The sequence below is a fragment of the Lishizhenia sp. genome (assembly GCF_057456495.1).
In genome coordinates, this window is sequence record NZ_JBVCPV010000265.1 from 1 (window position 1) to 3,037 (window position 3,037).

Here is a 3,037-nt window from a genome sequence, read left to right on the forward strand (position 1 = left end):
GAAGAATCGATTTCCTTGTATGAGAAGGTATTGACGTTAGATGCAGAAAATCAGAAGGCCAAAGATAGAATCGCCGAAGCTCAGCAGATTATCGACAATCAGGAAGCGAAAGATGCAGCGAATAAAGCTATTCAAGAGAAGTATAAAAAAGCAATATCTAAGGCTGATGCACTCTACAATGAAGGTCAACTTACAGATGCAAAGTTGAATTATCAGGAGGCTTTGAAGTACAAGAAAAACGATCGTTACGCTAAAGAGAAATTGGATGATATTGACAATCAATTAAGAGATCAAGTTGCTGCAGAAAAAGAAGCGAATTACCAGAAGTTAATCACAACGGCAGATAATTACTTTAAGCAAGAGAATTGGACAAAGGCAAAAGAATTGTATACACGTGCAAATGCTTTGAACCCTCGTGATGGATACCCAAAAAAGAAATTGGACGAAATAGAGGCTAAATTGAATCCCGTTACTGAAGCATCTGGTCCGCTAGAAAATTTGGGAACTGAAGAAGATATTTCTATTGCTGAAGGAGCAAAATTATTGCTTGAAGCCGAAAAACAAAGGGAGCAAAATAGAAGAAATGAATTAAGTGAGGAAATTGATAAAACAGAGGAGTTACCGAATCAATTGGCGCTTACAGATGCAGAGGAGAGACAGCAAACTTTGGAGAAATCTGAAGAACTGAAAGAAGACTTAGCAGAAGATGTGGAGCAAGCTGAACAGAGACGTTTAGAGGGCGTTGAGTTGGTGAAACAAAGAGAAGACGATATAGCCAACAAAAGAGAGCAAGAGAAGGTATTTGAGGATGCTGAAAATTTAAGAACACAAGAAGATATAGACGCTACCCAATCGGAAGTTGCAGAGGTAAACAAAGAGAAAGAAAAGGATCTGCAAAATTTAGCTGTTGATTTAGAAGAAGAAGAGGAAATTGCAAAAGCTAGGGAGTTAAAAGATTTGGCCGAGAATGCGGATAGAACGCAAGTAACTTATGACTTCATTCAAGATGAGTTAGCAGACCAAGCAGAAAGTGGAGATGCACAAGCTGAGGTTGTTGCAGCTCAAAAGTTATTGGAAAAAGTAAATGAACAAGAGGTTACCCAATACGAAAATTCTGTAGACCAACAAGCTATTTTAGAAGCGAAAGCACTTATTGCAGAGGAGCAAGAAAAGATAGCTCAAGCAGAAAGGGAGAAAGAAGCAGCAGCACAAAACCAAGTGATAGAACGCACCAATGAAATTGCCGAGAATGCGCAAGCTGAACGTTCTGAAAAAGAAAAAGAAGGTGATTTGATGCGTCAGGAAGTTGTGGCGGAAGTAGACCAAAGGGAGACTGCCTTGGCAGCGAAACAAGCGACAGATTTAGATAATGAGAAGCAAGAAGAAATAAAAACGGAGCAACTCATTGAAGGGTCCCGTGAGGCGGTTTCAGATAAAAGTAAAGAACAAGAAATTCTACACCAAGGAAAACAACAATTGGTAGAGGAGAAGGAGGGAGCAGTGCAGAGAGCTGAGGCCTTAAAACGTGAAGAAGATAAGCGTTTAGAAGCAGAAACTACACAGAAAATAGAAGAGCAAAGTAACCAGTCTGAACAGAACAATGCGCAGCAAAACGAAAATGCTCAAAAGGTAAATGACGCCGTAACTCAGTCGGTAGATTTAGCTAAAACAGCTTCTGAAGAACGCTCTAATGCAGGAAAAGAAAATAATCAGAATGCTCAAGCTTATTTGGATGGTATAGAAAACAATTCTACGAAGTTTAATGAAACAGTAGCCAATGCTTTAGGAGAAGAATTTCCAGAAGGTGTAACCCAGCAATCTTTTGTTAGAAGAGATAGCGAAGGCTTACCTATAAAAATTGTAACCCGTCGAATTGTTGTGAAAGATGGTCGAGGAGATGTTTATATGAGAATTCAAACGACTTACGGTACTTCATATTCGAAAAATGGATCTCAAATAACAAGTATTGTTTGGGATAAAGAAACAGACAATGGTAAATTGGTTAAACACTTCTAGTATTTTTCTGCTAACACTTATGTTAGCTTCGGCTTGTTCTACCCCTGAAGTTAAGGAAGGTGATCAGGATCAGCAGTTTGAAGATAATTCATTTTCTACGCAAATAAACAAACAGGAAATTCAGGGGTATACCCAGGGCTCTACCTTTCAAATAAAAACAAGTGATGATAGTTTGCTACTTTCTACCTATGAAATAGAAAGCATATTCACAGGTTTTGATGCTGAGCTATCAGGGTATTTAGAAGCTTCTCTAATCTCAAAAGTGAATGCTAGTCCTGCGGGAATGAGGATCCCGGAAAATGCATATTTTACCCCTTGTTTTAATAAGAGTATTGAGATCTATAAAACTACGAACGGGGCTTTCGATCCTTCTGTATTTCCTATGGTGAAGGCTTGGGGATTCTTTAAAGATTCTAACCTTGTTTTGAGTCAAAAAGAAGTAGATAGTTGTTTGCAATTTATTTCTTTCCAACCCAATCATCTTTATAGCTTTCGTGCAGATAGTATTATAAAAAATGACCCGCGTTTTTGTTTCGATTTTAATGCGATTGCTCAAGGTTATTCAGTAGACGTGGTTGCAGAATTTTTAGATGAAAAAGGTCAAGAAAATTACTTCATAGAAATAGGTGGAGAGCTTAGAACCAAAGGTGTGAATAAGGAAGGTAAACCTTGGGTAATTGGAATTGATGTTCCTTCTGATACCAATGATGGATTGAACCAAAGAAGTTTGGAAAACGCCATTTCAGTAGAGAATAAGGCATTGGCTACATCGGGTAATTACCGCAAATATTTCGTGGTTGACGGAAGAAAGTACTCACATACCATAGATCCTAAAACAGGTTATTCTGTTAAACATAATTTATTAAGTGCTACGGTAATGGCAGATGATTGTGCTACGGCAGACGCCTATGCAACGGCTTTTATGGTGATGGGCAAAGAGGCTACTTTAGAGTTTGTGTCTTCACATCCTGAGTTAAATCTTGAAGTGTATCTACTCTTTCAAAATGAAGAAGGTTTGTTA

General features: G+C 38.3%; 1 protein-coding gene and 1 pseudogene. Both read left to right on the forward strand.

What is annotated here, in order from left to right; translation table 11 throughout:
* Positions 1 to 2,016: pseudogene (locus AC22ZQ_RS13795) on the forward strand (hypothetical protein); the annotation flags it as partial.
* A partial coding sequence (locus AC22ZQ_RS13800) for an FAD:protein FMN transferase (RefSeq protein WP_318959346.1) occupies positions 1,991 to 3,037 on the forward strand: 1,047 nt, incomplete at its 3' end. The pseudogene AC22ZQ_RS13795 and the gene AC22ZQ_RS13800, both read left to right, overlap by 26 nt.